A 22,819-nucleotide genomic window follows, 5' to 3' on the forward strand; every position below is an offset into this window, starting at 1 on the left:
TTGGCAGCCTACAGATCTGCCTGATGGGAACCGATCAGTCAGAGTGATAAGTCTGAGGTGGCGCTCGCTGCACTCACTGCGTTCGCTGCGCTCGCCACCAGGCATTCCTTGGCGCTCTTCTTGAGTTTTTTGATCAGCCGTTCCTGACGCAACGCATCGCTTTTGTCGCGACAGCGTTCTGTGTAGACCAGAGCCATGGCAGGGCTGGAGAGAAAGAATCGTGCGCCCTTGCCGCTTTGATGCTTGGCGAAGCGGCGCACGGGATCATCGCTGATCCCGCAGTAGAGCGAACCGTTGGCCGCGCGAACGAGGTAGACGAACCAGGTTTTGCTCGCGGGTGTTTCGGCGTCAGCCGGGCTTTCGCTGAGGTTGGTCACGTAACGATCAGGACTTGAAGGAAAACAAGCCGCGATCTTATCAGCGACTGGCCTGGAATGCCTTCAGGCCCTTCAATGCCTGGGCGCGAACGGCATTGCGCACCAGCGGCGTCCAGCCCAGCAACAGGCCTTTGAAACCCAACGCCTGACGCGACCAGGTCCATAGATCAAAACTGTCGTGATGTTCGCAAATCTTGCCATCACGGAAGATGAAACGCGCCTGGATATCGTTGACCACGGTGTTGCCAGTCTGGCTGAACAGATAGGTCGCGACCCAATGGGCACCACCGGTGCGCTCGTCGGCGTGTACATGATCGAAGGTCAGGGAAAAGTCCTTGGCCCGAGTGGTCAGCATGCGCCACATGTCACTGGCATCGCGACCGCGAAGCTCACCGAACGCCGGGTCGCTGAACACCACATCATCGGTGTAGCAGGAAGCCATGGCTTCGGCATCCAGGCGCTGGAAAGCCTGGTAGAAACGGGTGATCAAGGCGCTATGGGCTTCACTCAATTGCGGGCTCCCCTGGATTTACATAATGGCGGCGAAAGATTGCCTGCACGATAGTCTGCAAATGCATCGAACACTATCGGCATTCATGACGAAAATAGCGCAATGACTATTCCCGTCATTTCAGTACGACATTCCGCTGTCCCGGGCGTAGGAAAAAAGATCAACGTCCGTGGAAATACCCAGCCGGTGCATGGCCATGTTCTTTTGTTTACTGATGGTCGACACGCTGCGATTGAAGTGAATGGCGATTTCGCTGACGGTCATGCCACTGGCGAGCATTCGGACCACTTCATGTTCCTTGGCTGACAGTGGCGACTCGTGAATCTGACTGCGGGTATTGACCAGCAACGTGCGCAGGGACTCGCTGAGGTAGCGGCGCCCTTCCTCCACCGCATTGATTGCCAACGGCAACTCCGTCGCCGATGCGGTTTTGGCAACGATGGCCTTCACCCCTTGAGCCAACGCAGCCCTTGCCGTCGCCACACTGGTAAACATCGTCACCAGAATGATCGGCAAGGCCGGGTAATGGCGTTGAATCGTACTCAACATTTTCAAGCCATCGGCCTGCTGTCCTCCCGGCATGGAGAAGTCAGTGATCAGCAGGTCGCAGGATGTGCTTGATAGCAGACTCATCAGGCTGTCGGCACTGTCGGCCTCGCCGACGATCACGCATCGTCGGCTGGCGTTGATGAGTATGCGCAGCCCGACACGAACGACGGAATGGTCGTCAGCAATTACGACTCGCATTGTGGGATACCTCCTGCTTATGGCGCGAAGGCGCGGAAAATAGCGCCGTTCTTACCCCTTCCACAACGCCCCGAAAAAACCTCCAACGTCGCACCCTCAATGAATTCAATGGGCTAACTCTTTGCCCATCTAACAAACAGATGGTTCCTACATTGCAGCGCGATGACGACTACGCGGGAGGACTACAACCAAAGGACTCCCCCGTTAGAAAACGCTACGTAGTCCGCAACACTCTTTCATACACGCCTCTCTCTCTTTTCGTATTTGTTGCATTCCTCCCGCCTTACCTGCTCGCTAAGTTGTGGCCCGCCAAGCAGTCCTTCGTACCCGTACAGAACTGCGCTCACTCAGTGCCTGACCATCGAATACATGAACAAGACGCCAATGACCCTGCTCACGCAATCCCTGCGGTGCCTGTATTGCGAGCCAAGCCAACGGTCTTTTATCCGGGAACTTCAATGAGAGACTTCAAGACAATGTTTTTGCAGCAGGTGCGCCGCTTGACCCATACGGGTATCGGTGCCTGCGCTCTGTTATGGGCCGCACAGGTCCACGCCGACGGCATGGTGCCCGATACCTCCGTGGTCATCGTCAATGAGGCCAACGGGGAAACCGCTGTATCAGTGACCAACACCGACGCCACCCTGGCACTGCTACACGTCACCATCGAAGACATTCCCGAAGACACCGAGCCATTGGTGTTCGTGACGCCACCCTTGGCACGCGTTGAAGCCGCCAAGACGCAGTTGGTGCGCTTCATCCTGCAATCAGAAAAGCCCCTGCTCACCCAGCGTTTGAAGCGGGTGATTTTTGAAGGCATCCCCCAGGGCAAATCTGCTCCCGAAGCCGGGCATGCCCGTGTGGGTGTGACGGTGCGCCAGAACCTGCCGATCATTCTTCACCCCGCAGGCCTGGCGCCCAACCGCACACCGTGGACCGACCTGAAATGGTCGCTGCTGGATGGTCAACTGACCGTACGCAACGAAACCCCTTATGTCGTACGCCTGGCTCAGGCGGTACAGCTGCTGCCTTCCGGGGGCGCTGCAACGCTACCGCGAACCTATGTGCTGCCTGGTGAGCACATCAGTGTTTCGGTCCCGGCAAAAACTGCCACCCAGGTTCGAATTCATCCCGCGACCGTCTATGGCTTTGCCGTGCCTCCCTATGACGCACCGCTCACGCCCCAGAGCTGACACCACCGATAGCGCCGCACAGGGAAGAGCAGACGCAGACATTTCAACGTGACGGCCTGTTTTGCCGTCGCTACATGCGTAACGGAAGCCGTAGTGGATTAAGCCGGCGCCCAGACATAACCCAAGTGAACCTCATGAACACCGTATTGAAATACCGTGATGGCGAAGCCATGCCTGCGATTCGGTCGGCCAGCACGTCCCCTTATCTGTCGCGGGTTCGGACCGGCATGGTGCTACTGCTGAGCAACGTGCTGATAGGGCTCGAAGCCAATGCCAAAGATCTCAATGCTGCTGCGTTGCTGACCTCCTTTGACCAGAAAATGCTGAGTCAACGCGGTATCGACCCCAGTCTCGCCACCCTGCTGCTGACTGCTCCGAGCTTCACCGCTGGCCGACATCCCATCACCCTCACGGTCAATGGCCTGCGCCGTGGCCGAGTGGACGTCACGTTCAATCGGGAAGGCGACTTGTGCTTTGACCGTGCCCTGCTCGATGCGGCAAACCTGACCGTGCCTTCAATTCCGGTCAACGACAAAGGCTGTTTCGATGTGCTCGCCACCTGGCCGCAGTCCCGAATCGAACAGGATCCAGCCAACCTCGGACTGTCATTGATAGTGCCCACCCAGGCGATACGTCCGACAGTCCGGGATATCTCGGGTTATCAAACCGGAGGCATCGCCGGGTTACTCAACTACGACGTCAACAGCCTTCACAGCCAATACGGCAATCAATCGAACCGCTACCTCTCAGCCAATACCGAAGTCGGTTTCAATGCCGGAGACTGGATTGTGCGCAGTCGTCAGGTGCAGACCTGGCAGAACGATGTGTCCCGCACCACTCACCTGGCGGCTTACGCCCAGCGCACCTTTGCCAGCCATGAGACGGTGCTTCAAGCGGGTCAGGTCAATCTCTACAACCCGGTACTGGCCGGCGCGCAGATCACCGGCGTGCAAGTCATGACCGAGCAGGCCCTGCAGGTGGAAGGCCAAAGCACTCCCATCGAAGGGATTGCCCAGAGTCAGGCTCAGGTCGAAATTCGGCAGAACGGTTCGCTGATCCACTCGACAGTGGTGCCGGCCGGACCGTTTTCCCTGAGTAACGTACGTCGACTCGACAGTCGCTCCGATGTTGAAGTCACCGTCAAGGAAGCGGATGGCAGCGAGCAACGCTTCACGGTACCCGTCGCCATGCTCGGTGTTGGCCTGCCGGCTCCCGGCTTTTCGTTGGCCGCCGGCCAGGTACGCAGTCTCGGCGCTGCACAAAACGCCGAACCATGGGTGATCAGCGGCGGGTGGAGTGGAGCACTCAACCCGAATGTCCTGCTCAGCACCGGCGCCACGGGTGCCGCCGACTACCGTGCTGCGGGCACAGGCCTGAGCTTGCTGCCAGGGTCCGGCACACAGATCCAGACCACCCTGCAAATGGCCGACACCAGCACCCGCCAAGCCGACAGAGGGCTTCAGGCCGACCTGAACATTTCGCAACGTTTGGGTGAACAGTGGTCGATCAATGCCGCAACTTCGCACCGGACCTTTGGATATCGCGAACTGTCGGAGGCGGTGTTTGACACTCGATCGGAACGTAGCCAGTCGCGTTACCGCGATCAGCAAAGCTTGTCACTGGCCTGGTCAACTCCCGGGCTTGGCGCGTTCAGCAGTGGCTTCAGCCGCTCAACGACATTCGATGGGCAAAGCAGCAGCCGCGCCCTCGCGTCCTGGGGCACCAACATCAGAGGCGTGTCCGTCTCGGCCACAGCGCAAAGGCAAGTCAGCGGTACACAGCGCAGCGATGACAGCGTTTACCTGAGCCTCAGTATTCCTCTAGGTGAAAACCGCCGGGCGCGCACCTGGGTGCGCAGTTCCGCTGGCGATTACCGCAGCGGTGTCGGCCTGAACGAGCAGGTCAACGATCAGTTGAGTTACCGGGTCGGCGTTGAGCACGACACACGAGACAAGCAAGTGCAGTCCTCGGCGGGGGTTTCCCTGCTGCCGCGTTACAGCCAATTGGACTTGAACTACACCCGCTCCGATGCCGAGCGCTCCAGCTACCAGGTTGGCGCGCGTGGCGGCGCGGTGCTGCACGGCGACGGCTTGACGTTATCGCCATACCCCGTACGGGACACCTTCGCGCTGCTCTCGGTAGGCGATGCAAGCGCCATCAAAGTCTCGACCCCCAGCGGTCCGGTCTGGACCGATTGGCAAGGTCGAGCCGTGGTTCCCCAGCTGGCCGCCTATGGTCGCAGCCCGATAGAAATCGACACCCGCTCGCTACCGCGCAACCTCGATATCAACAACGGACTGACCGTGGTTTCCGCAGGGCGCGGGGCCGTCGACAAGGTCGAATTCGGTATCACGCTGACCCGTCGTGCCTTGCTCAAAGTCACCACGGACAACGGTGCCCCTCTGCCCCGTGGCGCGACGGTCAGCACCGCAAACGGTGAGTTCGTCACGCTCGCTCAAGAAGGTGGACTGGTGTTTCTGCCCAACGTCCTCGACAACCGCGAGTTGTGGATAACCGCACCGGGGCTGGAGCGCTGCGAACTGCGTTTCGAACTGCCGGCCAAGGCCAATACCCAGGTGTATTACGAGACCGCCGCCGCCCAGTGCCGGACTCTTTAAGGATGACCTTATGAAGCAGCGCCCCCATTTGTCGTTAACACTCGCCACGCTGATGTTGAGCGCACTGACGCCTCAGGCCTGGGCGCTCGCCGATGAATGCCAGCTCACCCTGAGTCAGCCGGTAGTCGATTACGGTTTGACGAATCGGGCTATACGCGCCGATGCCTCCGCAGAGCGAACCTTGGGCGAGCGCCGCTTGAGCCTGAACCTGAGCTGCACCCAACCTACCGACATGACCCTGTTCTACCGCGCCATGGCCGCAACCGCCGAGCGCTTTCACTTTGCCGAAGGCGGCAGCTATGCGGTGCGTATGGGTGACGCCGTACTCGATGGGCAACCGGTGAGCCTGGGCCTGATTACCGCCGTCGGCCAGGTATCTGACGAAACCGCTTTGAGTCTGCTTTGGCGACCTCGGCAGGCCATCGTTCCGGTTCGGGGCGGTGTCGCGGTGCAAGGGCAAAATCTTTCGGCGCAACTGGAACTGTCAGCCTGGGCGCAGGAAAAAGCGTTGCAGGTACGTGACGCCGTTGTCTGGGAAACCACCGGCCTGTTGGATGCGGTCGCTACGGGACGCTCAAGGGAGATAACCCTGCGCGCCAGTTTCGCGCCTGCCGCATGCAACGTGGAACTGTCCAATGGCGGTCTGGTGGATTTCGGCCGGCTATCGAAAAACGACCTCAACCCCGACAAAAGCACCCGACTGCCGCCCAGGGATTTAACCCTGCGGGTTGGTTGCGACGCCCCGACACAGTTTGCCTTGGTCATGCATGACAACCGCTCAGGCTCTGCGACGGTCAACAGCGAGATTTACTACGGGCTGGGTCTGGATCACCGCAGCAACAAGATCGGCCTGTATTCACTCAACGTCAATCCCGCCAACGCCAGCGCCGACAGCTTTGCCCGCGTGTATCGAACCGACTCCACCACCCTGGGCGTGGCCTGGAGCACCTCCAGTTCGAACCCCATATCGATCGCCCAAAAAAGCTACCTGGGCTTTACCGACAGCGCCGCCAGCACCGCTGGGCCGGCCTCGATCCAGAACCTCACAACCACGGTTACGGTCGATGCCGTCATTGCCCCCACCGTGAGCCTGGACCTGAGCACCGCCGTTCACCTCGACGGCTCAGGGACCATCGAAATTCTTTATCCGTAACACCCACCCTGCCTTTGAACCCGAAGTGCAATCACGCGCTCCGGGCCATTCAAGGTCAACAACAGCAAGGAAGTTTCACCCATGAAAAAGTACTTCGCAGCACTCACCACAACGGCACTGATCAGCGCCGCTCCTTTTGCTCTCGCAGCGTCGAGCACTGACCTGACGGTTTCTGGCCTCATCACGCCTGTCGCTTGCACGCCGACCTTCTCTGGCGGCGGTGACATTGATCTCGGCAGGATCTCGTCAGGTGACCTCAATCAGGACGAGAACACTCTGGTTGGCAGTCATCTGCTTACTTTGACCGTGAACTGCAGTGCAGCTGCTACATTCTCCATCAATCCAATCGACAATAGGCCCGGTACGGCACTTGATGGTTGGTTTGGCCTTGGCCGGACCGAGGACGGAAAAAAGCTGGGATACTTTTACCCAGAAATTCTGCAAGCCACAGCAGACGCATCCGCGGCGGATCCTATCGAATCAAACGACAGAGGAACCACCTGGGCGAAAGCGGAGTCTGCTCAACCGGGATATTGGCTGTCCGTTGCCAATGCTGGCGATACCGATCCGATCGAAGCACAGGTTGTCGCCATGGACTTTAGGGTTGATACATACATTACCCGCGCCGACGAGCTGAACCTGACCAACGATGTCAACATTGATGGCTCCGCGACGTTCGAAATTGTTTACTAATTAGGGCCAAGGTGCTGAACCGTTCGTTGCCTGAATGAACGAGCGGTTCAGCACCCATACCTTCTTCTCGAAAAGGAATTTACCGATGAAGCGTATCCCTACAACCCTGGCAGCAGCGTTGCTGGTGAGCACGACGACTAGCGCCCTTGCGGCGTCTACCGCAGACCTGACAGTCAACGGCATCATCACTCCGATCGCCTGCACCCCGACATTCTCCAACAACGGTCTTGTCGACTACGGAAAAATCTCCCGGCAGGACCTGAACGTCGATAAACGGACACAACTGCGTGACAAATCCCTCGATCTCAACATCAGCTGCACGGCACCTGCCCGTTTCGCCTTGATCATGCGGGACAACCGGGAAGGCTCGGCCATCGGCAACAGTGAGATCTTTTACGGCCTGAAGTTCGACCGCAGCGGCAACAAGATCGGTCTGTATTCACTGAACTTCGATCCCGCCAGAACCGTAGTGGACGCACTGGCTCAAGTGTATCGAACCGATTCCACCACCGGGGGGCGGGCGTGGAGCACCTCCAGGTCCAGCCCCATACCGATCGGCGCCAAAGGCTATCTGGGCTTCACCGATGTGGCGGGCAGCACCGCAGGTCCTGTCGCGATTCAGAACCTGAGCAGTCGGGTCACGCTTGTCACGGTCATTGCACCCACCTCAACGCTGGACCTGACTGACGATGCAACACTCGATGGCTCGGCAACCCTGGAGGTTGTCTATTTGTAGACGCTCCATTGCATTTAAATTTTCTCACTGCTGACCTGCACATACAGCGCCCGCCCGGCACCGAGACCGGCAATGATCGCCCCCAGGCCGATGACGCCGAAGATCCAGCCCACGGCTGTCCAGCCGCCGGTCCAGTCATGCACGATACCGACCGCGAACGGCCCCATGGACGCCAGGGTGTAACCAAAACCCTGGGCCATGCTCGACAGGTTCGCCGCCACATGGGAATCCCGCGAGCGCAGCACAATCAGGGTCAACGCCAGGCTGAACGTGGCGCCCTGCCCCAGCCCCAGCACAATTGCCCAGCCCCACAAGCCTTCGATCGGTGCATACAGGCAACCGAACAGACCGCCGAGAGTCAGTGCCATCACGATCACAATCGCCAGGCGCTGATCCTTGCCGCGTGTAGCCAGCCATGGCGCGGCGAGGGAGCTGACCAGTTGCACGATCACCGAGCCCGACAGCACCAGCCCGGCCTGGGTCGGTGTCAGACCGCGCCCGATCAGAATCGACGGCAACCAGCCAAACACGATGTAGGCCAGGGACGATTGCAGCCCCATGTACAAGGTCACCTGCCAGGCCAGCGGATCGCGCAGCAATCCCCGAACGCGATAGGCGACGTTGTGTGCGCCGTGTTTCTGGCCGACTTGCGGCAGCCAGAACAGCGCCGCCGCTAATGCCGGAATAACCCAGATACCGAGACCCAGCGCCCAGCTCTTGTCGAAATGCTCACTGAGCGGCACCGTTGCACCCGCCGCCATCGCCGCACCCAGGCATAGAGCCATGGTGTAGACGCCGGTCATGGTTCCGGCCTGTTTCGGGAAATCACGTTTGACGATGCCTGGCAGCAACACACCGATCACGCCGATGCTGGCACCGGCCAGCACACTGCCGGCAAACAGGCCGATCTCACCGAACGAACTGCGCAGGATGATCCCGCCAGCGAGTGTCAGCAGAATGCTCAACACCACCCGCTCGGCACCAAAGCGGCGGGCCAATACCGGCGCCAACGGCGCAAACAGGCCAAGACACAACACCGGCAACGTCGTCAGCAAACCGGCCTGCGATGCCGACAAACCAAGGGACTTCGAGACCTCGCTGAGCATCGGCGCCATGCTCGACAGCGCCGGGCGCAGGTTCAAAGCCACCAGAATCAGTCCCAGCAGCAACAGCCATGGACGGCGCAGGACCGGGTGAGTTTGCTGGACCTGTTCATCATCGGCCTCGGCGTCGATCAACAGCTCTTCAAGCTCCGCCGTGCGTTTGGACAGTGAAAGGTGATGGGTGGTCAGGCTGTTCTCGGTTTCACGGTTCATTGATCAACTGCCTCGACAGGGCTTTGGCACGCTCCGGGTCGCGTTGTTCGACGGCATCGAGCAACTCGATGTGCAGGTCGAACACTTCCTGGCGGCGCGGGACGATGTTCAGGGTCTGGCGCAACTGCGCACCGACGATGCTGGAGAAATAGCGATACAACTCGCTGAGGGTCGGATTGTGCGCGGCGTCCACCAGCCGGCGGTGGAACACCAGATCGCAGGCGATGTAGGTATCGAGATCGCCATGGTAGTGGCTGCCACTGACACCCAGCGCCTCGCGCAATGCCACCAGGTCTTCATCGGTGCGGCGCATGGCTGCCAGCCCGATGGCCTCAACTTCGAGGATGCGCCGGGTTTCCCGGGCCTGCTCAAGGGAGCAACGGGACAGCGCCTTCAAGGTATCGAGCGGATCGACCACCGCCCGCAGGTAACTGCCGTCGCCCTGACGGATCTCGATCAGTCCGGAAAACGCCAACACCCGCATGGCTTCGCGCACGGTGTTGCGGCTGATGCCCAGCTCGGCGGACAACTCAGGCTCGGTGGGTAAACGCTGGCCCACGACCCACACGCCCTGGTTGATGCGCAGGCGCAGTTGGTCCAGAGCCTGATCGACCAGGGATCGTTTCACTAATGGAGAAATTTCTGACATGGAATTCGCCCTTTCATCCAATCATAGGATGAATTTTCTGACATGTTAGTCAGCTTGTTTCCATAGAGCAACCACCGGGGATTTGGCAACGCGAAACCTGTGGGAGCGAGCTTGCTCGCGAAAGCGGCGGATCAGTCACCATCAGTGTTGAAGGTGGCGGCCTCATCGCGAGCAAGCTCGCTCCCACAGGGACTGTGGCAAGACCATCGAATGTTCAATTCCAGGCAAAAATAAACCCGGAACTCTGTCCGGGTTTATTTCACTGCCTGGATTCGATCAATGCAGGATCTGACTCAGGAACAGCTTGGTGCGTTCGTTCTGCGGGTGGTCGAAGAAGTCGTTCGGCGCGGCCTGCTCGACGATTTCGCCCTTGTCCATGAAGATCACGCGGTTGGCCACGGTGCGGGCGAAGCCCATTTCGTGGGTCACGCAGAGCATGGTCATGCCGTCTTCGGCCAGGCCGATCATGGTGTCCAGTACCTCTTTCACCATCTCCGGGTCGAGTGCCGACGTCGGTTCGTCGAACAGCATGATTTTCGGCTTCATGCACAGCGCGCGGGCGATCGCCACACGCTGTTGCTGACCGCCGGACAGTTGCCCCGGGAACTTATGCGCCTGCTCCGGAATGCGTACGCGTTCCAGGTAATGCATGGCAATTTCCTCGGCCTTGCGCTTGGGCATCTTGCGCACCCACATCGGCGCCAGCGTGCAGTTCTGCAAAATGGTCAGGTGCGGGAACAGGTTGAAGTGCTGGAACACCATACCGACTTCACGACGGATCGCTTCGATCTGCTTGAGGTCGTTGGTCAGTTCCACGCCGTCGACCACGATGCGGCCCTGCTGGTGTTCTTCCAGACGGTTGAGGCAGCGGATAGTGGTGGACTTGCCGGAACCCGACGGGCCGCACAACACGATTCGCTCGCCCTGCCTGACGTTGAGGTTGATGTCCTTGAGTACGTGAAACTGGCCGTACCACTTGTTCACGCCCTGCATCTGAATAATACCTTCAGGGCTCACAGGTTGTTTGATTGCTTCGCTCATCACAAAACTTCCTAAATTAGGTAGCGACTTAGCGCTTGTGGCCAGTGTCGAGCTTGCGTTCCAGATGCATGGAATAGCGCGACATACCAAAACAGAAAATCCAGAACACCAGGGCTGCGAACACATAGCCTTCAGTGGCCATGCCCAGCCATTTCGGGTCGGCGGCGGCTTGCTTGACGCTGTTGAGCAGGTCGAACAGGCCGATGATGATCACAAGGCTCGTGTCCTTGAACAGCGCAATGAACGTGTTGACGATGCCGGGGATCACCAGCTTCAGGGCTTGCGGCAGAATCACCAGGCCCATGCTGCGCCAGTAGCCCAGCCCCATCGCCGCCGCTGCTTCGTACTGACCTTTGGGAATCGCTTGCAGACCGCCACGCACCACTTCAGCCACGTAGGCCGACTGGAACAGGATCACACCGATCAGTGCCCGCAGCAGCTTGTCGAAGTTCATGCCTTCAGGCAGGAACAACGGCAGCATCACCGAAGACATGAACAGCACCGTAATCAACGGCACGCCGCGCCAGAACTCGATGAAGGTCACGCAGACCACCCGAATCGCCGGCAGGTTCGAACGACGGCCCAGAGCCAGGACAATCCCCAGCGGCAGCGCACCGGCAATGCCGACGGTGGCGATAACCAGGGTCAGCATCAGGCCACCCCACTGGCTGGTCGCCACGTTGGTCAGGCCGAAAATGCCGCCATGCAACAGGAAGTAGGCAATGATCGGGTACAACACCAGGAAGCCCAGCCCGTGCACCGCTTTATGGTGAAAGCGCGAGATGAACAACGGTGCCACGCCGACGATCGCCAGCCACACGGTCATGTCCACGCGCCAGCGCAGTTCCGGCGGGTAGTACCCGTACATGAACTGGCCAAAACGCTGCTGGATGAACACCCAGCAAGCTCCGTCCTTGGTGCAGTCGGCGCGGGTCGTGCCCACCCAGTTGGCGTCGAGGATGGCCCACTGCAGGATCGGCGGCACCACCAGGTAGATGAGGTAGAACGCAAACAGGGTCAGCAGGGTGTTGAGCCAGCTGGAGAACATGTTCGCGCGCATCCACGCCAGCACACCGATGCTGCGGCCCGGTGGAGGCATGTCAGGTTTGAAAGTATGAGTACTCATGCGCTATTCCTTACCGCTCGATCAGCGCAATGCGCTTGTTGTACCAGTTCATCAGCAGGGAAATGCTGATACTGATCGCCAGGTACACACTCATGGTGATGGCAATCACCTCGATCGCCTGACCGGTCTGGTTGAGCACGGTGCCGGCGAACAGCGAGACCATTTCCGGATACCCGATACCGGCCGCCAGCGAGGAGTTCTTCGCCAGGTTCAGGTACTGGCTGGTCAGCGGCGGAATGATCACGCGCAGGGCTTGCGGGATGATCACCTTGCGCAGGGTCGGACCGTTGCGCAGGCCGAGGGAATGCGCCGCCTCGGTCTGGCCATGGCTGACCGACTTGATGCCCGAACGCACGATCTCGGCGATGAACGCCGCGGTGTAAACGGTCAGGGCCAGTGTCAGCGCCAGCAGTTCCGGGATCAGTACCCAGCCGCCAATGAAGTTGAAGCCTTGCAGCTTCGGCATTTCCCAATGCAGCGGTGCACCGAAGATCAGCGCGCACAAGGCCGGGATCACCAGGAACAGCGCCAGGCCGGCCCAGAACTTGTGGAACGGCACACCGGTTTCTTCGAAGCGCTTGGTGGCCCAGCGGCTCATCAGCACGATGGCAACGATCGCCACCACGATGCTGACTACAAACGGCCAGAAGCCGTCCGCCATCAACGCCGCCGGCATATTCAGGCCACGGCTGCTGACGAAGAAGGTATCGCCGAAATTATGGCTGTTACGCGGCCCCGGCATGGTCAGGAACACCGCGAAGTACCAGAACAGGATCTGCAGCAGCGGCGGGATGTTGCGGAAGACTTCCACGTACACCGTCGCCAGCTTGGCAATGATCCAGTTCTTCGACAGTCGTGCCACACCGACGATGAACCCCAGGATCGTCGCCAGGATCACGCCGATGAAGGTCACCAGCAAGGTATTGAGCAGGCCGATGACAAACACCCGGGCGTAAGTGTCCGCTTCGGTGTAGTCGATCAGGTGCTGGGCGATACCGAAACCGGCACTGCGCTCAAGAAAGTCGAAACCGGAGGTAATGCCCCGGTGCTGAAGGTTGGTTTGCGTGTTGTCGAACAGAAACCAGCCTAACGAGACCACCCCGATAATCGTGATGATCTGGAATACCCAAGCACGCACGCGTGGATCGCTGAGGCTGAGCCTCTGCTTTGGTGCGCCGATTGAATTTTGCATGAAGTGCCCCGGAAATAATGGAACAGAACATCACCCGGCGGTTGGCCCACCGGGTGATAGAACCATCAGCGCACTGGTGGTGCGTATTGAATGCCGCCAGCGTTCCACAGAGCGTTCAGCCCGCGGTCGATTTCCAGCGGAGTGCTCTTGCCGAGGTTTTTCTCGAACACTTCGCCGTAGTTGCCGACTTGTTTGACGATCTGCACGACCCAGTCTTTCTTCACTTTCAGGTCTTTGCCGTATTCACCGTCGGTGCCGAGCAGACGGGCAACGTCAGGGTTCTTGGTGCCCTTGGCTTCGGCTTCGACGTTCTTCGAAGTGATGCCGGCTTCTTCAGCGTTGAGCATGGCGTAGCCAGTCCAGCGCACGATGGCCAGCCACTCGTCGTCGCCATTACGCACGACCGGGCCCAGAGGTTCCTTGGAAATGGTTTCCGGCAGAACCACGTAGTCCTTCGGCGAAGCCAGCTTGCTGCGCTGGGCGAACAGCTGGGATTTGTCGGAGGTCAGTACGTCGCAACGACCGGATTCCAGCGACTTGGCGCTCTCGTCGGAGGTGTCAAAGGTGATCGGGGTGTATTTCAGGCCGTTGCCGCGGAAGTAGTCGGAAACGTTCAGCTCGGTAGTGGTACCGGCCTGGATGCAGATGGTCGCGCCGTCCAGCTCTTTAGCGCTTTTCACGCCCAGCTTGTTGTTTACCAGGAAGCCGATGCCGTCGTAGTAAGTGATGAAACCAGGAAATTTCAAGCCCATGCCCGCGTCGCGGGAGCTGGTCATGGTGGTGTTGCGCGACAGAATGTCGATTTCGCCGGATTGCAGCGCGGTGAAGCGCTCCTTGGCGTTCAACTGGCTGAACTTGACCTTGGTCGCGTCGCCGAAGACGGCAGCTGCTACTGCACGGCAGTAGTCAGCATCGATACCGACGATTTTGCCGGTGGAATCCGGAACCGAGAAGCCTGGCAGGCCATCGCTGACGCCACACTGCACGAAACCTTTCTTCATCACTGCATCCAGGGTTGCACCCGCCTGGGCAAACCCGCTGACACCGAGTACCGCGGCTGCAGTCACGATAGCCAGGGTGGATTTCAACATCTTCATTCAAACCTCCAGTTTTGCTCTTGTTGTGTCGGAGCGTGAGTCCTGTCGCACCCTTTTGAGGCGTAGTCGACCCGTGTTGGCTTGTTTTGGGGTCAACCGACGTAAGACGTTAGCTATGAGTCTAGTAGGAGAAAATCCACGTCATGGAAAACTCACTCTCACCAGTCGGCCGAACGGGCGGTAGCCCTTTCACGTTCGCGAAGCCCCGTAGCGGCCCTTGGCGAACATCCATCACCGGATTCATTGCTATCCCACAGTCGGCAGTACACTGATAGTGTTACCGCCGGGCATGAGATGTGTTGCACCATTTCTCCATAGCAAAGCCCGTACCACACCGCCTACTAAAGCGGTTCAGCAGCAGGTCAATAGCAAAACTTGTACCCTTGCGACATCTTCTTAACGGATCAACCCGACGCGCACTTGGATCACGCACTTAATGAGCGCGCACGCACAACATTGGAGCAGCCATGACCAACCCCTTGATTCTTGAACCTGTCAAGACCGCAGACGCCTGCGTCATCTGGCTGCATGGCCTGGGCGCCGATCGCTATGACTTCCTGCCGGTAGCCGAAGCCCTACAGGAAAGCCTGCTGAGCACCCGCTTCGTTTTGCCCCAAGCACCGAGCCGCGCCGTGACCATCAATGGCGGTTACGAGATGCCGAGCTGGTACGACATATTGGCCATGAGCCCGGCGCGCGCGATCAACCGCGAGCAGCTGGAGGAGTCTGCCAACTGGATCATCGAACTGATCGAATCGCAGAAGGCCAGCGGAATAGACGCCTCGCGGATTTTCCTGGCAGGTTTTTCCCAGGGCGGTGCCGTGGTGTTCCACACCGCGTTTCTGAAATGGCAGGGACCACTGGGTGGCATCGTTGCCCTTTCTACTTATGCACCAACCTTCAGCAATGAACTGGAACTGTCCGCCAGCCAGCAGCGCATACCGGTACTGTCGATGCACGGCCAATATGACGATGTGGTGCAAAACTCGATGGGACGCAGCGCCTACGAGCATTTGAAGCAGCGTGGTGTCACCGTGACATGGCAGGAATACCCAATGGGTCACGAAGTGTTACCCGAAGAAATTCGCGACATCGGCACATGGCTCGCCGAGCGCTTGCGTTAAGCATTCCTGTTTAAAAGCGCCCTTTGATCCATCCCACTACGCCGCGCCTGATTCTTGCATTACACTGGCCGGCGTACATTCCTTAACCAATTGATGAGATGACCGTGCTCAAAGCACTCAAGAAAATGTTCGGTAAAAGCGAGACTGAGCAACTCGCGCCAGTTCCCAGCCCTGCGTCTCACGCTCCCGGCCACCGCACCGACGGTAATCAGTCTGAACGGGCCGCCACCACCGCGGCACCCAAGCATGAGCCAAAGACCGCAAAAGCTGCCCAGCCTGCGGCGATAACAGCCCCGGAGCAGCCGCTCAGCGAAACGCCGAAACCCGCCAAACCGCGTCGCGAACCCAAGCCCAAGGCGCCGGTGATCCCATGGAAACTCGAAGACTTCGTCGTCGAACCCCAGGAAGGCAAAACCCGCTTCCACGACTTCAAACTCGCCCCTGAACTGATGCACGCCATCCAGGACCTGGGCTTCCCGTATTGCACGCCGATCCAGGCCCAGGTGCTGGGCTTCACCCTCGCGGGCAAAGACGCCATCGGCCGCGCCCAGACCGGCACCGGCAAGACCGCTGCGTTCCTGATCTCGATCATCACCCAGTTGCTGCAAACCCCGCCGCCGAAAGAGCGCTACATGGGTGAGCCACGGGCACTGATCATCGCGCCGACCCGCGAACTGGTGGTACAGATCGCCAAGGACGCCGCCGACCTGACCAAGTACACCGGCCTCAACGTCATGACGTTCGTCGGTGGCATGGACTTCGACAAGCAGCTCAAGCACCTCGAAGCCCGCCACTGCGACATCCTCGTGGCCACGCCGGGCCGCCTGCTGGACTTCAACCAGCGCGGCGACGTGCATCTGGACATGGTCGAAGTGATGGTGCTGGACGAAGCCGACCGCATGCTCGACATGGGCTTCATCCCGCAAGTGCGCCAGATCATTCGCCAGACGCCGCCGAAGTCCGAGCGTCAAACGCTGCTGTTCTCCGCGACCTTCACCGAAGATGTGATGAACCTGGCCAAGCAATGGACCACCGACCCGTCGATCGTCGAGATCGAGTCGCAGAACGTGGCCAGCGAAAACGTCGAGCAGCACATCTACGCGGTGGCCGGTGCTGACAAATACAAACTGCTCTACAACCTGGTCAACGACAATGGTTGGGAGCGGGTGATCGTCTTCGCCAACCGCAAGGATGAAGTGCGGCGCATCGAAGAACGCCTGGTGCGCGACGGCATCAACGCCGCGCAACTGTCCGGCGACGTGCCGCAGCACAAGCGCATCAAGACTCTGGAAGGTTTCCGCGAAGGCAAGATTCGCGTCCTGGTCGCCACCGACGTGGCCGGTCGCGGCATCCACATCGACGGCATCAGCCACGTGATCAACTTCACCCTGCCGGAAGTGCCGGACGACTACGTGCACCGCATCGGGCGTACCGGGCGTGCCGGTGCCGACGGCGTGTCCATCAGCTTTGCCGGTGAAGACGACTCCTACCAGCTACCGTCCATCGAAGAACTGCTGGGCCGCAAGATCAGCTGTGAAACGCCACCGACGCATCTGTTGCGGGCGATTGAGCGCAAGCGTCCGCACTGAGTGACGTTGCAAGAACAAGCGCAGCCGGAAACGGACTGCGCTTTTTTTTCGTCCGGCTTTTTTTCAACAGGTGCTTGCTCGCGATAACTAAAAGTCCATAATAGACAAATTAGTTTACTTCCAGCTCCGGAGCCGATCATGTCCAGTACGCCGCAAGTGATTACCCAAGCCCAGGCTCGCGAGCTACTGGCGCAGGTCGATGTGCCGCAGATCCTGCGCAAACTGTTCCGTAACCTGGCCGCCGGGCAAGCCGTACAACCGGCGCAGCAACTGGTGGAGTTTCCACAGGGCGCCGGCGACTTCATCAACTACCTGGGTGTGCTGGCCGAAGACGGCGTGTACGGGATCAAAACGTCGCCGTACATCGTCCGTGAACAGGGACCGTTGGTGACAGCGTGGACACTGTTGATGTCGATGCAGACCGGCCAACCGCTACTGCTTTGCGATGCAGGCGAACTGACCACGGCACGCACCGCTGCGACCACAGCGGTGGCCGTCGATGCCCTCGCGCCGCTAACAGCCAATCGCCTGGCCATCATCGGCAGCGGCAAAGTGGCCCAGGCGCACCTGCATTACGTGAAAGGCCTGCGCGACTGGCAGAGCATCTGCCTGTACTCGCCGAGCCTGAGCGAAGATGCCGAGACCGTCAGCCTGCTGAAAAACATCGAGCCACGCCTGAACATCGTCGACAGTCGCGAAACCGCCGTTCAGGACGCCGACGTGATCATGCTCTGCACCTCGTCCGCCGGTCCGGTGATCGATCCGTCGAGCTTGCGCAAACCGGCGCTGATCACCTCCATCAGCACCAACGCGCCGCGTGCCCACGAAGTGCCGCCGCAGTGCCTCAACGACATGCAGGTGTACTGCGACTATCGCCTGACCACCCCGGGCTCCGCCGGTGAAATGCTGATCGCCGCCGAGCAGCACGGTTGGGACAGGAGTGCGATTGTCGGCGACCTGCCCGACCTGCTCAGCGAAAAAGCCCAGCGCCCGGATTACGATCGCCACGTGTTTTTCCGCTCGATTGGCCTGGGCCTGGAAGACATTGCGCTGGCCAATGCGATCTACCACCTCACGTACTGACACCAACAGTCACCTGTGGGAGCGAGCTTGCTCGCGATAGCTATCTGTCATTCAGAAATGATTTGACTGATACACCGCCATCGCGAGCAAGCTCGCTCCCACAAAGGCACCGACTTCATTGGCATTTGCGCTCTAAAGGAGACGTTCATGAGCCAGGCAGATTTCATCATCATCGGCGGCGGGATTGCCGGCGCTTCCACCGGTTTCTGGCTGTCGCAGCATGGTCGCGTGATCGTGCTCGAACGCGAATCCCATCCGGCCTATCACTCCACCGGCCGTTCGGCTGCGCTGTACACCGCAGCCTACGGCACCCCGCAAGTGCGGGCGTTGACCCTGGCCAGCCGGGACTTTTTCGACAACCCGCCCAGCGGTTTCTGCGAACACCCGCTGCTGACCCCGCGCGGCGAAATGACCGTGGACTTGACCGGTGACCCGGAAGAACTGAACAGGCAATACCAGAGCGCAAAAACCACGGTGCCGGAGATGCAATTGCTCGGCGTCGACGAGGCCTGCGCGTTGGTGCCGATCCTGCGCCGGGAAAAAGTCCACGGCGCGATCTACGATCCGACCGCCAGCGACATCGACACCGACGCCCTGCACCAGGGCTATTTGCGCGGCATCCGCCGCAATCAGGGCGAAGTACACACCGACAGCGAAGTCGTCAGCCTCAGCCGCGATGACCAAGGTACATGGCACGTCCAGACCGGCACCCAGACGTTCAGCGCGCCGATCATCATCAACGCCGCCGGCGCCTGGGCCGACAAGATCGGCGAACTGGCCGGCGCGAAGCCGCTGGGGCTGCAACCAAAACGCCGTGCCGCGTTCATCTTCGCCGGCCCCGAAGGCGTGGACATCCACCATTGGCCGATGATGGTCAGCCTCGACGAATCCTTCTACATGAAACCCGACGCCGGGATGTTCCTCGGCTCGCCGGCCAACGCCGACCCGGTGGAGCCCCACGACGTGCAACCCGAAGAGCTGGACATTGCCATGGGCATCTACCAGATCGAAGAAGCCACCACCCTGACCATTCGCCGCCCGACCCGGACCTGGGCCGGCCTGCGCAGCTTCGTCAGCGACGGCGACTTGCTGTCCGGCTTCGATCCACAGGTGCCGGGGCTGTTCTGGGTCGCGGCACAAGGCGGTTATGGAATCCAGACTTCACCCGCCATGGGCCAGGCCAGCGCGGCACTGGTACGCGGCGCAGCATTGCCCGAGTCGCTCGGCCGCTTCGGCCTGAGTGCCGAAATGCTCTCCCCCGCCCGCCTCGGCTGATCCTGATCCTCAGGTGACGAGCCCCCACGATTACGGCACACTTTCAGCGCCCCTTTGATGGGGCGCTGACGCTGCCTGGAGTTCCACTGTATGAACGCCCCCGAAAAAGACTCCACCCCGGACACCACGTCGCTGGATAACTACCGGGCGATCGCCGATGCCATCGCCACGCTGTTCTTTCCCCACGCCGAAGTGGTGCTGCACGACCTGCGCACGCAAAAGGTCGACTACATCGCCAACAACCTGTCCAAGCGGGAAATCGGCGACGACTCGGCGCTGGAAGACATGCTCAGCGACGATGTCAGCGAACGAAACATCGGACCGTACGAAAAGCTCAACTGGGATGGTCAGAAGATTCGCAGCCTCAGCACGGTGCTACGCGACAGCGAGGGACATCCGCTGACGGTGCTGTGCATCAACCTGAATATTTCGCTGTTCGAGAATGCCAAGGCCGCTCTGGATCTGTTCCTGTCGCCGACCAAGCTGATCCCGCAACCGGACTCACTGTTCCGCGATGACTGGCAGGAACGGATCAACACCTTCCTCCACGCCTGGCTGCGCGAACGTCAGTTGAGCCTGAATCTGCTGACCCGCGACCACAAGCGTGAACTGGTGCTGGCGTTGCACGCCGAAGGCGCGTTCAAGGGCAAAAGTGCGTCGAACTATGTGGCGAATGTGCTGAACATGGGGCGGGCGACGGTGTACAAGCATTTGAAGGAATTGAAGGGCTGAGCCCCAAGAGATGTATTGGCTGGCAGGGCCTCATCGCGAGCAAGCTCGCTCCCACAGTGTCCGAGTCGTGCGCAAGAGATATGTACACCACTGAACCTGTGGGAGCGAGCTTGCCCGCGATAGCGGACTATCAGTCGCCGTAGATGTCCGACTTGAAGTACTTGTCCGAAATCTTCTGGTACTCGCCACTGCTGCGAATGCCATCAATGGCCGTGTTCAGCTCGCTGACCAACTCGGTGTTGCCCTTGCGCACGGCAATCCCGGCACCCTCGCCCACATACTTCGGGTCTTTCAGCTCCGGCCCGACAAAGGCGTAACCCTGGCCACGCGGCATCGACAGGAAGTCATTGAGCGGAATGGTGTCGGCAAAAATCGCATCAAGGCGACCGGCTGCCAGATCCATGTAGATTTCTTCGTTGTTGCTATAGCGCTTGACGTTGATGCCCTTGGGCTCGAACACCTCGGTGGCGTAACGGTCGGTGGTGGTGGCGCGCTGCACGCCAACGGTCTTGCCCTTGAGGCTGGCGTACTGGTCATCCACCACCGCGCCGTCCTTCATCACCAGGCGCGACGAAGTGAAATAGTACTTGTGGGTGAAGTCCACCGACTTCTTGCGGTCTTCATTGATGGTCATGGACGACAGCGCCATGTCGATTTTCTTCACTTTCAGGGAAGGAATCAGACCGTCGAACTCGCCTTCGACCCACACACACTTGACCTTCATCTGCGCGCACAGCGCATTGCCGATGTCGTAGTCGAAACCGACGATTTCGCCTTTGTCGGTTTTCGAGGCGAACGGTGGATACGCCGCTTCGATACCGATGCGCAAGGTTTTCTCGGCGGCGAACACAGCGCTGCACGCCAACAGGCTCAAGGCCAGACCGGTGATGAGGGGGAACTTCTTCATGTTCGTTTTCTCGCGGTTGTTGTTGGTTTGGCAAGACAGAAGAAAAAGCTGAAACGGGTGGAAATTTTTTGTACTTATAATTCCATCTTGGACTTTTATGTATTGGTCGTCAATCAGGCAAATGCAGCCCGTGCCGGCCGATGGTCGGGCGGTGGTTCTGCAAGGTATTGGGTGAGTCAGATGGCCCCTTCGCGAGCAAGCCCGCTCCCACAAGGTTCTGTGTCGTACACAAAATTTGTATTCAACCAGATCCATTGTGGGAGCGGGCTTGCTCGCGAAGGCTGACTTGAGAACGCCGCAGGAGTTACTGCTTCCAGCGATCCGCCGCCGCATGATCACTGTCACGCCCCTCGACCCACCGTGGTCCATCGCTGGTGTTTTCTTTCTTCCAGAACGGCGCACGGGTTTTCAGGTAATCCATGACAAAGGCGCAGGCGTCGAATGCCGCCTGACGATGGGCGCTGGCCGCGCCGACGAAGACAATCGGCTCGCCCGGCTCCAGGGCGCCGATGCGGTGCAGCACTTCCAGCTTGAGCAAGGGCCAGCGCTGTTCAGCCTCGGTGGCGATCTTGCCCAGGGCTTTTTCGGTCATGCCAGGATAGTGTTCGAGGAACATCCCGGCGACGTCCAGGCCGTCATTGAAATCGCGCACGTAGCCGACAAAACTCACCACGGCACCCACACCGACATTGGCGTCGTGCATGGCGTTGACTTCAGCACCCGGATCGAACGCTGTGGACTGCACGCGAATGGCCATGGCTCAGCCTCCGGTCACAGTCGGAAAGAACGCCACTTCATCACCCTCGCTCACCGGCTCGTCGAGCTGGCACAAGTCTTCGTTGCGGGCGCACATCAGGTTTTGCTCGCTCAACACCTCGGCACCGTCACGCTGAGCCAACAGTGCGCGGACGTCGTCAACAGTGGCGAAATCGCCTTGAACCTTCACCGAGTCCAGCCCCAGCGCTTCACGATAACGAGCGAAAAACTTCACGGTAACGTTCATGGCTGCTCCGCCTGGAAATGACCGCTCTTGCCGCCAACCTTCTCCAGCAGACGCACGCTTTCGATAGTCATGCCACGGTCCACGGCCTTGCACATGTCGTAGATCGTCAGCGCGGCGACGCTGGCGGCGGTCAGGGCCTCCATCTCGACGCCGGTCTGCCCGGACAGCTTGCAGCGCGCCACGATGCGCACCGAATCGTCACCTTCGGCACTGAGCTCGACCTTGACGCCGGTCAGCATCAGCGGATGGCACAGGGGAATCAGATCGCTGGTTTTCTTCGCCGCCTGAATGCCGGCAATGCGCGCCACGGCAAACACATCACCCTTGGGGTGACCGCCGCTGACGATCATCTGCAGGGTTTCGGGCAGCATGCGCACCAGCGCTTGGGCCGTCGCCTCACGGAACGTCACGGCTTTTTCGGTGACGTCGACCATGTTGGCGCGACCTTGGGAATCGAGATGAGTCAGCACGGATTTACTCCTGATCAGGAGCATCGATTGTAAACCTGTGGGTCAATTTTTCGCACGCACGATTGTCGGGTCACACATCCCCTGTAGGAGCGAGCCTGCTCGCGAAAAATGTAGGGACAATGCGGCCATTCAGGCAGCACGCATTTTCGTTGACGTCCATCGCGAGCAGGCTCGCTCCTACATTTGG

Annotated in this window: 23 protein-coding genes; 10 read left to right on the forward strand and 13 right to left on the reverse strand. The window is 59.7% G+C overall.

Annotation, left to right across the window (positions count from 1 at the left end; all coding sequences use genetic code 11):
- Positions 1–38: 38 nt before the first annotated feature.
- From ACEN8Z_RS26520 to ACEN8Z_RS26530, 3 genes are all read right to left on the reverse strand, one after another.
- Positions 39–377 carry a GIY-YIG nuclease family protein gene (locus ACEN8Z_RS26520; RefSeq protein ID WP_495596171.1) on the reverse strand — a complete coding sequence of 113 codons (339 nt, stop codon included), beginning with the start codon at positions 375–377 and terminating at the stop codon, positions 39–41.
- A 40-nt stretch (positions 378–417) separates the two neighbouring features.
- Positions 418–888 (reverse strand): nuclear transport factor 2 family protein, encoded by a 471-nt coding sequence (locus ACEN8Z_RS26525; RefSeq protein WP_007998559.1) that lies wholly within the window; start codon positions 886–888, stop codon positions 418–420.
- A 120-nt stretch (positions 889–1,008) separates the two neighbouring features.
- Complete coding sequence (locus tag ACEN8Z_RS26530) at positions 1,009–1,635, reverse strand: response regulator (RefSeq protein WP_442098255.1); 627 nt, start codon at positions 1,633–1,635, stop codon at positions 1,009–1,011.
- Positions 1,636–2,093: 458 nt separating this feature from the next.
- Here ACEN8Z_RS26530 and ACEN8Z_RS26535 point away from each other — a divergent pair, with 458 nt between their 5' ends.
- The 5 genes from ACEN8Z_RS26535 (at position 2,094) to ACEN8Z_RS26555 (ending at position 8,028) form a co-directional block, all read left to right on the forward strand.
- Entirely contained in the window at positions 2,094–2,828 is a 735-nt protein-coding gene (locus ACEN8Z_RS26535; RefSeq protein ID WP_495596172.1) for a fimbria/pilus chaperone family protein, read from the forward strand.
- Positions 2,829–2,962: 134 nt separating this feature from the next.
- The gene (locus tag ACEN8Z_RS26540) at positions 2,963–5,446 is read left to right on the forward strand and encodes a fimbria/pilus outer membrane usher protein (protein WP_495596173.1); all 2,484 of its coding nucleotides are present in this window, start codon (positions 2,963–2,965) and stop codon (positions 5,444–5,446) included.
- A 10-nt stretch (positions 5,447–5,456) separates the two neighbouring features.
- Positions 5,457–6,599, forward strand: a complete 1,143-nt coding sequence (locus ACEN8Z_RS26545) for a DUF1120 domain-containing protein (RefSeq protein ID WP_495596174.1) — start codon at positions 5,457–5,459, stop codon at positions 6,597–6,599.
- An 81-nt stretch (positions 6,600–6,680) separates the two neighbouring features.
- Positions 6,681–7,292, forward strand: coding sequence for a DUF1120 domain-containing protein (locus tag ACEN8Z_RS26550; RefSeq protein ID WP_495596175.1), 612 nt, complete (start codon positions 6,681–6,683; stop codon positions 7,290–7,292).
- An 85-nt stretch (positions 7,293–7,377) separates the two neighbouring features.
- Entirely contained in the window at positions 7,378–8,028 is a 651-nt protein-coding gene (locus tag ACEN8Z_RS26555) for a DUF1120 domain-containing protein (RefSeq protein ID WP_495596176.1), read from the forward strand.
- A 14-nt stretch (positions 8,029–8,042) separates the two neighbouring features.
- Here ACEN8Z_RS26555 and ACEN8Z_RS26560 read toward each other — a convergent pair whose 3' ends face one another.
- The 6 genes from ACEN8Z_RS26560 to ACEN8Z_RS26585 form a co-directional block, all read right to left on the reverse strand.
- Complete coding sequence (locus tag ACEN8Z_RS26560; protein WP_495596177.1) at positions 8,043–9,344, reverse strand: CynX/NimT family MFS transporter; 1,302 nt, start codon at positions 9,342–9,344, stop codon at positions 8,043–8,045.
- Positions 9,334–9,993: a FadR/GntR family transcriptional regulator gene (locus ACEN8Z_RS26565; RefSeq protein WP_007998576.1), complete on the reverse strand. Its 660-nt coding sequence runs from the start codon at positions 9,991–9,993 to the stop codon at positions 9,334–9,336. The genes ACEN8Z_RS26560 and ACEN8Z_RS26565 overlap by 11 nt, the downstream gene beginning before the upstream one ends.
- A 276-nt stretch (positions 9,994–10,269) precedes the next feature.
- Complete coding sequence (locus ACEN8Z_RS26570; RefSeq protein ID WP_007998578.1) at positions 10,270–11,034, reverse strand: amino acid ABC transporter ATP-binding protein; 765 nt, start codon at positions 11,032–11,034, stop codon at positions 10,270–10,272.
- A gap of 28 nt (positions 11,035–11,062) precedes the next feature.
- Complete coding sequence (locus ACEN8Z_RS26575) at positions 11,063–12,160, reverse strand: amino acid ABC transporter permease (RefSeq protein WP_495596178.1); 1,098 nt, start codon at positions 12,158–12,160, stop codon at positions 11,063–11,065.
- Positions 12,161–12,170: 10 nt separating this feature from the next.
- Positions 12,171–13,352, reverse strand: coding sequence for an amino acid ABC transporter permease (locus ACEN8Z_RS26580; RefSeq protein WP_108228530.1), 1,182 nt, complete (start codon positions 13,350–13,352; stop codon positions 12,171–12,173).
- Positions 13,353–13,417: 65 nt separating this feature from the next.
- Positions 13,418–14,449 carry an amino acid ABC transporter substrate-binding protein gene (locus ACEN8Z_RS26585; protein WP_007972676.1) on the reverse strand — a complete coding sequence of 344 codons (1,032 nt, stop codon included), beginning with the start codon at positions 14,447–14,449 and terminating at the stop codon, positions 13,418–13,420.
- Between the two features lie 467 nt (positions 14,450–14,916).
- Here ACEN8Z_RS26585 and ACEN8Z_RS26590 point away from each other — a divergent pair, with 467 nt between their 5' ends.
- The 5 genes from ACEN8Z_RS26590 (at position 14,917) to ACEN8Z_RS26610 (ending at position 20,252) form a co-directional block, all read left to right on the forward strand.
- Positions 14,917–15,573 (forward strand): alpha/beta hydrolase, encoded by a 657-nt coding sequence (locus ACEN8Z_RS26590; protein WP_495596179.1) that lies wholly within the window; start codon positions 14,917–14,919, stop codon positions 15,571–15,573.
- Between the two features lie 98 nt (positions 15,574–15,671).
- Complete coding sequence (gene rhlB, locus ACEN8Z_RS26595; protein WP_007998588.1) at positions 15,672–17,162, forward strand: ATP-dependent RNA helicase RhlB; 1,491 nt, start codon at positions 15,672–15,674, stop codon at positions 17,160–17,162.
- A 138-nt stretch (positions 17,163–17,300) separates the two neighbouring features.
- Positions 17,301–18,245, forward strand: a complete 945-nt coding sequence (locus tag ACEN8Z_RS26600; protein WP_495596180.1) for an ornithine cyclodeaminase family protein — start codon at positions 17,301–17,303, stop codon at positions 18,243–18,245.
- Positions 18,246–18,392: 147 nt separating this feature from the next.
- The gene (locus ACEN8Z_RS26605) at positions 18,393–19,520 is read left to right on the forward strand and encodes an NAD(P)/FAD-dependent oxidoreductase (RefSeq protein WP_495596181.1); all 1,128 of its coding nucleotides are present in this window, start codon (positions 18,393–18,395) and stop codon (positions 19,518–19,520) included.
- A 90-nt stretch (positions 19,521–19,610) separates the two neighbouring features.
- Entirely contained in the window at positions 19,611–20,252 is a 642-nt protein-coding gene (locus ACEN8Z_RS26610; RefSeq protein WP_495596182.1) for a helix-turn-helix transcriptional regulator, read from the forward strand.
- Positions 20,253–20,382: 130 nt separating this feature from the next.
- On the opposite strand, the gene ACEN8Z_RS26615 is transcribed toward ACEN8Z_RS26610, so the two are convergent.
- The 4 genes from ACEN8Z_RS26615 to moaC form a co-directional block, all read right to left on the reverse strand.
- Positions 20,383–21,159: an ABC transporter substrate-binding protein gene (locus ACEN8Z_RS26615; RefSeq protein ID WP_495596183.1), complete on the reverse strand. Its 777-nt coding sequence runs from the start codon at positions 21,157–21,159 to the stop codon at positions 20,383–20,385.
- A gap of 304 nt (positions 21,160–21,463) precedes the next feature.
- On the reverse strand, positions 21,464–21,916 hold the full coding sequence (gene moaE, locus ACEN8Z_RS26620) for a molybdopterin synthase catalytic subunit MoaE (protein ID WP_033042207.1): 453 nt from the start codon (positions 21,914–21,916) through the stop codon (positions 21,464–21,466).
- Positions 21,917–21,919: 3 nt separating this feature from the next.
- Positions 21,920–22,162, reverse strand: a complete 243-nt coding sequence (gene moaD, locus ACEN8Z_RS26625) for a molybdopterin converting factor subunit 1 (protein ID WP_007989957.1) — start codon at positions 22,160–22,162, stop codon at positions 21,920–21,922.
- A complete protein-coding gene (gene moaC / locus ACEN8Z_RS26630) occupies positions 22,159–22,632 on the reverse strand; it encodes a cyclic pyranopterin monophosphate synthase MoaC (protein WP_007972660.1) in 474 nt (157 codons plus the stop codon). The genes moaD and moaC overlap by 4 nt, the downstream gene beginning before the upstream one ends.
- Between the last annotated feature and the right edge of the window lie 187 nt (positions 22,633–22,819).

The organism is Pseudomonas sp. Pseusp10 (genome assembly GCF_059492225.1).

Coding starts and splice junctions, on each gene's coding strand:
- ACEN8Z_RS26530 (WP_442098255.1), bottom strand. CDS start 1,635: ATGCGAGTCGTAATTGCTGACGACCATTCCGTCGTTCGTGTCGGGCTG.
- ACEN8Z_RS26535 (WP_495596172.1), top strand. CDS start 2,094: ATGAGAGACTTCAAGACAATGTTTTTGCAGCAGGTGCGCCGCTTGACC.
- ACEN8Z_RS26540 (WP_495596173.1), top strand. CDS start 2,963: ATGAACACCGTATTGAAATACCGTGATGGCGAAGCCATGCCTGCGATT.
- ACEN8Z_RS26545 (WP_495596174.1), top strand. CDS start 5,457: ATGAAGCAGCGCCCCCATTTGTCGTTAACACTCGCCACGCTGATGTTG.
- ACEN8Z_RS26550 (WP_495596175.1), top strand. CDS start 6,681: ATGAAAAAGTACTTCGCAGCACTCACCACAACGGCACTGATCAGCGCC.
- ACEN8Z_RS26555 (WP_495596176.1), top strand. CDS start 7,378: ATGAAGCGTATCCCTACAACCCTGGCAGCAGCGTTGCTGGTGAGCACG.
- ACEN8Z_RS26560 (WP_495596177.1), bottom strand. CDS start 9,344: ATGAACCGTGAAACCGAGAACAGCCTGACCACCCATCACCTTTCACTG.
- ACEN8Z_RS26565 (WP_007998576.1), bottom strand. CDS start 9,993: ATGTCAGAAATTTCTCCATTAGTGAAACGATCCCTGGTCGATCAGGCT.
- ACEN8Z_RS26570 (WP_007998578.1), bottom strand. CDS start 11,034: ATGAGCGAAGCAATCAAACAACCTGTGAGCCCTGAAGGTATTATTCAG.
- ACEN8Z_RS26575 (WP_495596178.1), bottom strand. CDS start 12,160: ATGAGTACTCATACTTTCAAACCTGACATGCCTCCACCGGGCCGCAGC.
- ACEN8Z_RS26580 (WP_108228530.1), bottom strand. CDS start 13,352: ATGCAAAATTCAATCGGCGCACCAAAGCAGAGGCTCAGCCTCAGCGAT.
- ACEN8Z_RS26585 (WP_007972676.1), bottom strand. CDS start 14,449: ATGAAGATGTTGAAATCCACCCTGGCTATCGTGACTGCAGCCGCGGTA.
- ACEN8Z_RS26590 (WP_495596179.1), top strand. CDS start 14,917: ATGACCAACCCCTTGATTCTTGAACCTGTCAAGACCGCAGACGCCTGC.
- rhlB (WP_007998588.1), top strand. CDS start 15,672: ATGACCGTGCTCAAAGCACTCAAGAAAATGTTCGGTAAAAGCGAGACT.
- ACEN8Z_RS26600 (WP_495596180.1), top strand. CDS start 17,301: ATGTCCAGTACGCCGCAAGTGATTACCCAAGCCCAGGCTCGCGAGCTA.
- ACEN8Z_RS26605 (WP_495596181.1), top strand. CDS start 18,393: ATGAGCCAGGCAGATTTCATCATCATCGGCGGCGGGATTGCCGGCGCT.
- ACEN8Z_RS26610 (WP_495596182.1), top strand. CDS start 19,611: ATGAACGCCCCCGAAAAAGACTCCACCCCGGACACCACGTCGCTGGAT.
- ACEN8Z_RS26615 (WP_495596183.1), bottom strand. CDS start 21,159: ATGAAGAAGTTCCCCCTCATCACCGGTCTGGCCTTGAGCCTGTTGGCG.
- moaE (WP_033042207.1), bottom strand. CDS start 21,916: ATGGCCATTCGCGTGCAGTCCACAGCGTTCGATCCGGGTGCTGAAGTC.
- moaD (WP_007989957.1), bottom strand. CDS start 22,162: ATGAACGTTACCGTGAAGTTTTTCGCTCGTTATCGTGAAGCGCTGGGG.